The following is a 6,067-nucleotide window of genomic DNA, read 5'->3' as shown; positions in this document are numbered from 1 at the left end:
AATATTAAAAAAATTTTTAAAAATGAAAGAATATTATAGATGTAAAAATATTAAAAAAATTATAAAATATAAAAAAAGTAAAAATAGAAAAAATAAGATAAAACTTAAAAGTCTAAAATTAACTCTATTGGAGCGTGTTTTGAACTTTGAATTTCATCTAAAATTGTACATGATTTAACTTTATCGCTTAATGATTTAGAAACAAAGAAATAATCTAAACGTGATCCTTCATTTGCATCACGTGCTTCTTGGTTTTTAAAGGAAGTGTATTGTCCTGCTTCCTTGTTGAATATTCTGAAAGCATCAACATAACCTAAAGATTCTAATTTATCCAATATTTCCCTTTCTTCATCAGTAAAGGTAACTTTGGTATCCAAATCAGAAATGTCATCTTCATTATGAGCAATATTAAAGTCACCAGCAATAATTATGTTCTTATCCTTAGCTAATTCTGCAAAGGATAAAAAGTTATTAAAGAAATCAAGCTTTTCATTTAATTTAGCTTTACTGCCAGTTCCTGCAGGAGCGTAAACATGAATTAAAGAGAAATTTTCATAATTTAAGATAGATGCTCTTCCTAATGCATCAGCAGATTCAATGAAGAACCTTCTGACTACACAAGGTTTTTCTTTGGTAAAAGTAGCTAATCCACCAGTTCTAGCACTTTCTCCTTTTAAGAAATAATATTCGTATCCACAGTTTTCCAAGAATTTTTTATCCATTTTTTCATAAGATGTTTTTGTTTCTTGGAAGAGAATCATATCTGGCTCTTTTTCCAAAATAGGATTTACATCCTTATTTTTTATACGAGTTCTTATACCATTTGCATTCCATGAAATTAACTTTAATTCACTCATTATTTTGCTTCCTAAAACTAAATAAAATTAATAAATATAAATTATTGATTCTTAAAATTTATATTAACAATATAATTTTAAATTTTAAATAATATAAACTTATTGTAGTATACATAAAAAAATTAGCACTTTTTTAAGGCTTTTAGTATTTTTTCTAAAAGATCATAATGAATAATAATTCATAACATTAATATATAATTATTGAGATATTATTTATTAACTTTTAATTTTTTTCTAAAATAAAGATATGGTGATTATTATGGATTATACTATAGAAGACAATGTAAAAACAGCTGAAGTATTAAAAGAAAAGCTTAATTTAACTAGACTTCCTGTTGCAATTAAATTTTTCAATGATTTGGATGAAATTCCTGAAGGAATTGAAAAAATAGATGAAACCCTTAGACATTGTGAAATGGTTACAAAAGCAGCTGACGGTGCCATGTTCTACTCAACTGCTGCAGAACAAAAATGTAAGGGTGGATCAAGTGCTATGGGATTGGAACCACTTCCTCCTAAGATTGCATCCGGTGAATTCTACTATAAATTAGGAAGATTTGATAGTGTTGAGACTGCTAAATCTGTAATAGATAATATACCAAGAAAGGATGAACAAAGCTTAGGAATCATCTATGCACCTCTTGAAAAGGCTGATTTCATTCCTGATGTAGTGGTTGTCATTACACTTCCTAAGTTTGGAATGTACATTACACAAGGAATTGTATACAACCAAGGAGGAAAAGTTGAATATAGTTGTGCAGGTATTCAATCATTATGTGCAGATGCTGTAAGTGCTCCTTATGTAACAAATAAGATAAATGCTACTTTGGCATGTAATGGTTCCAGAGGTTATGCAGGAATCGTGGATGAGGAAATAATCATCGGTTTACCTTGCGATAGCATTAAACCATTATTGGAAGCATTTGAAAATATATAATTTAATTATATTTAATAATTTGATTAGATTTAATAGATTTAATTAGATTTAATAGATTTAATAGAGTTAATTAGACTTTATTAGATTTAAATGATATTTTTAGTTATAAGAAATTATAACTAATTCTTTTTTTATTATTTTAAGGAATTGTAAACACTTGTTTATTTTCTGTATCCTCACTTTTTTTCTTATTGCAAAATGTTCTGAAATCACATGCAGTGCATGTTCTCTCTTCTGCATCAGCTTTCCAAGCTTCCTTAATTGAAAGTCCATTCATCTCTTTTACTAAAGAGGATTCAATATCACTTACGACCTTATCGAATTCCTTTAAGGAATCATCCATAAGATCATCATCAATATTGATTATCCTAATTGACCTATCCATCTTAAACTTATCTGATAAATCTCTGTGAATCGCCAAATCATCATCTTCATTCCAATTCTTAATGAGTTCCCAATCCTCTAAAGAGATAGAATGAATGGAAATGTCTGTTTCATTGTTGATTAAATCCTCTTTGATTGCTTTCAAGTCGTCATTTGAAGGAACTAATTCATTCAAATAAAAGATAATGCCCACTACTGGTTTTTCTGAGTCCTCTTGTTTCCTTCTAAGCCATGCATATGTCAAAATCTGCCATTCATGCTGAATCCAAGCCTTATATTTCATATATTCTTCTGAATCATCCAGATCTCCATTGACCATCATGGATTGGATATTTGAAAACTCTTCATTGTTTGGTGCACTAGGTCTTCTCATACCTTTATAATCAATGATTATTTCATATTCATCTAATCCTTCATCCAATAGTTTTTTAAATTCCTCATTCTTAGAGAGGTAATCCAAAATCTTATTTCCATCATTTACTTCATGATCATTCTCATGATCGTTCTTATTCTCATTGCTATGATTATTAAAATAAAAATCCAATGTATCCTGAAATGACTTTTGGTTGATTCTTTGTGATTCCCTATCTATCTTCATTGAACTTAAAACATCCACAACACCATTGATTGAATAATAATCAGACCTTGCATTTTCATCATCCAAGTCTCTTAAACCTTTAATCAATACTTCAGTATCCTCAATTAAAGGGAATAAATGAGCTCCCCAAAGATTAATGGACCTTTCCAACCTTGCACTGTAAATATTATCCTTTGGCCCATAATTATTTTGATATTCTATAGGTGGATTCAATCCCTTAACCTTTAATCTGCTTGTAATCAACTCTTCAATAGGACGTATCTCCTTTTCCCAGTCCCAAGGAAATTCCAATCTTTTATCTTCTGGACATCTTTCCCATCTTAAATATGCCTCTTCCAATGCTCCATGAATGAATTCACCAAACCATAATTGTACAGGCATTGATGGTGGAAGATTGCCCTTATTTTGATAACGGTATTGAAGATTACATGTTAAAAATGATAATAAATCACCGGTTAAACTATATTCTGGTATGATATATTCTTTGGATTTTGTTGAAAGTTTCATTCTTACACCAATTATTAATATTATTTCTCTAATTAATCCCAAAATTCATATAAAGTTTAATATATTTTACTTAAAATAACGATAAATTAAATCAAATATATATTGTCAAAACCTATAAATTCTTCATCCCTATTCCAACCTAAAGCAACGTTAGGTATTTTTATAAGTTTTTCCTTTTGACTATATCCATCAATGCTTTGATTTAAACCAACTAATAATAAAACATCTTTTGCTCTTGAAAAAGCAACGAAATATAATCTTGTCAAATCATCAAATGCACAATCAGTTGAATCCCTTTCATTTATTGATAATGAACTGTATCTTTTGATCCTATCTTGAAGGATTGATGTTGAATCTGCCTTTTTAGGGAATCTAAGATTTGATTCCTTGGATAGATTCTTCTTAAAGCGTGAGCCTACATCAACAATAACAAAAGGAAATTCCAATCCTTTTGATTGATGAATGGACATTATATTGAATCTATTTGATGGAATAACTTCAAATAAGTTCTCATCTATCTGCACTCCACCTGTTGCAATAGGAACAAAAATGTTTAATAAAGCCTCATTTACAGATTCCTTCTCATCTTCCATAGAGGAAAAATCAATATTTGCAGAATATTTATTGAAGAAACTAGTTTGAGTGATGGTTTGAGTAATTGCCTTAAGGTATACAACTCCTTCATCATCCTCCTGCAGCTGTGGAATCCAAGTAACTAATTTATAAGCCAATTCCATCAAGCTTGCCTTTTCAGGCCATTTAATCTCTGCAGATTCATCTGATGAAAAAGGATATCTCATTTGCCAATGAGTAATGAACTTTTCAAGTGAAACTGGGGAATGAGGTTCCGGATTGACATCATTCATATAGGACACTGCCTTTTTACGCCATTTAGTCATCTTCATACTTGCGGAATTTGGTATCTTATCATTTATCTTTTGGAAATTAGAATTAGGATCTATGCATTCCAACATCAGACCACAGAAAACTGCAACAGCATCGATATTCTGCAAGTCCTGACCTCTTGGATTAAAAACTTCAATAGGATGCCTTAATTTTCCCAAATACTTTTTTAATGCAAAAGGAAAAGTACGTTGACCATTAGCAGAAAGTTCCTTTGGGGAATAAGTTAAAAATGCTATATCTTCAGGAGAACCCTTTTCATCAAGTTCTATGATAATTTCATCTTCATCTTTAGCCAAATTAAATCCAGCATCCCTATAATTAATCAAGGTTTCCTTATTATCGAAATTCAAGCGTTTATTATCTTCTTTTGTTAAAACCCTTTTGACCTTTCTCTTTACAATTCCGTTTCTATTCAATTCATCTATTAATTTAGATAAATCAGATGCTAAAAGCTGTTCGCTTTTTCTAAACATTCCCAAAACAGGTATTCTATTTATGTCAGCATTAGCCTCTTCACCTTCATCATCACTATCTTCAGTATCTCCTAAATTAGGATACTCAATTTTAGGCTTCTCGTTTACACGTGCAGATTGATATTCATCATCCAATTCAACAAAGTCATTGCATAAGTCAATAATATTGGATGAAGAACGATAATTGGTTTTAAGATTAACTTCCTGGGCTTCAATTCCAATTCTGCTTACACGTTCAATGAAATTTGTAAAGAGGTCTACACTGGCTCCTCTGAATCTATATAATGATTGGTCATCATCACCAACCACAGTAATATTTCCACCATTCTTAAGGGCAGATTCAGCAATCTTAAAGTATATGCTCTCCTGCAGCAAATTGGTATCCTGATACTCATCAACTAAGATGATCTTTATTTCATCAAGGAAAACATCTAAACTATTGGAATTTAACCTATCTAAAAATTTGGTTTCCAACATTGCAAAATCATATATGTTTTGACTTTGAAGCCTTTCAACATATTCTGCAATTAGTTTTAAGGCCAGTTGCTTGCCTCTTTCAGCCGGAGTCACATCCTTTAGAATATCATTGATATCAATCATGTTATAATAAATATGCTCTTTTATTTTAAGCAATGTATCAGCCATAATAGTTAGATTCTTTATCTTAGGCTTTTTCTCATTATTGGATTCCTTTCCTGTCACTTCAGCTAAATATTCCTGCAATGCTTCGTTTTTATACCTGTCTTCCTTTAAGAGGCATTCGTTGATCATAACTGAATTGGCAACAAAGTCTTCAATTAAAATAGGTTTGCTGGTACCTGCCTGCCTATGTATACGCAATAGTTCATCAGCCACACTATCTATTGTTCCAACCTTTATTTGATTGAAATCAATCCTATGAATCTCCTTTATAATTGTATCATCAATGAGTTCACCACTGAACATCTTATCCATATAATGCGCAATTAACTTAGATCTTATCTTATCTCCCCAACTGAGAATACGTGACAATAGTTCGCTAGCAGCCTTTCTGGTAAAAGTGGTAGCCAATATTTCATTAGGTGAAACATCATCAACAAAAATGAATTTCAATATCTTGATTACCATAACGGTTGTTTTTCCTGAACCAGGGCCTGCTACAATAAACAAGGATTGGTCCTTTGGTGAAGATATGGCTAATTTTTGGTCCTCATTTGAAGAAATATCCCTTTCTAAAACGTTTACAACGATTTCTTCAAATTCTTCATAATCTATCAATTTTTTACCCCGCTTACATTTAATAAATCGATTAATGCATTTAATTATTTAATAATCTATAAATATTTTATTTTTTTATATAAATATAACTTATCACTGAGCAAATGAAAAATAATATTTTAAATTTAAATTCAATTAATTATATATT

4 protein-coding genes are annotated in these 6,067 nt (G+C 30.4%); 1 reads left to right on the top strand and 3 read right to left on the bottom strand.

Going from position 1 to position 6,067, the window contains the following annotated elements; translation table 11 throughout:
* Window positions 1–104: 104 nt before the first annotated feature.
* Complete coding sequence (locus tag ACKI67_RS03605) at window positions 105–857, bottom strand: exodeoxyribonuclease III (RefSeq protein ID WP_407462026.1); 753 nt, start codon at window positions 855–857, stop codon at window positions 105–107.
* A gap of 259 nt (window positions 858–1,116) precedes the next feature.
* On the opposite strand from ACKI67_RS03605, the gene ACKI67_RS03600 reads away from it, so the two are divergent.
* A complete protein-coding gene (locus tag ACKI67_RS03600; RefSeq protein ID WP_407462025.1) occupies window positions 1,117–1,794 on the top strand; it encodes a DUF169 domain-containing protein in 678 nt (225 codons plus the stop codon).
* A gap of 139 nt (window positions 1,795–1,933) precedes the next feature.
* Here ACKI67_RS03600 and ACKI67_RS03595 read toward each other — a convergent pair whose 3' ends face one another.
* Together ACKI67_RS03595 and ACKI67_RS03590 are read right to left on the bottom strand one after the other, a co-directional pair.
* On the bottom strand, window positions 1,934–3,283 hold the full coding sequence (locus tag ACKI67_RS03595; RefSeq protein ID WP_407462024.1) for a hypothetical protein: 1,350 nt from the start codon (window positions 3,281–3,283) through the stop codon (window positions 1,934–1,936).
* Between the two features lie 86 nt (window positions 3,284–3,369).
* On the bottom strand, window positions 3,370–5,919 hold the full coding sequence (locus ACKI67_RS03590; protein ID WP_407462023.1) for a UvrD-helicase domain-containing protein: 2,550 nt from the start codon (window positions 5,917–5,919) through the stop codon (window positions 3,370–3,372).
* Window positions 5,920–6,067 lie beyond the last annotated feature (148 nt).

This window comes from Methanobrevibacter sp. (assembly GCF_045577275.1).
GTDB lineage: Archaea > Methanobacteriota > Methanobacteria > Methanobacteriales > Methanobacteriaceae > Methanobrevibacter.
Note: the sequence above shows the minus strand (reverse complement) of the source record. Positions and strands in the feature narration are given on the sequence as shown.

Coding starts and splice junctions, on each gene's coding strand:
- ACKI67_RS03605 (WP_407462026.1), bottom strand. CDS start 857: ATGAGTGAATTAAAGTTAATTTCATGGAATGCAAATGGTATAAGAACT.
- ACKI67_RS03600 (WP_407462025.1), top strand. CDS start 1,117: ATGGATTATACTATAGAAGACAATGTAAAAACAGCTGAAGTATTAAAA.
- ACKI67_RS03595 (WP_407462024.1), bottom strand. CDS start 3,283: ATGAAACTTTCAACAAAATCCAAAGAATATATCATACCAGAATATAGT.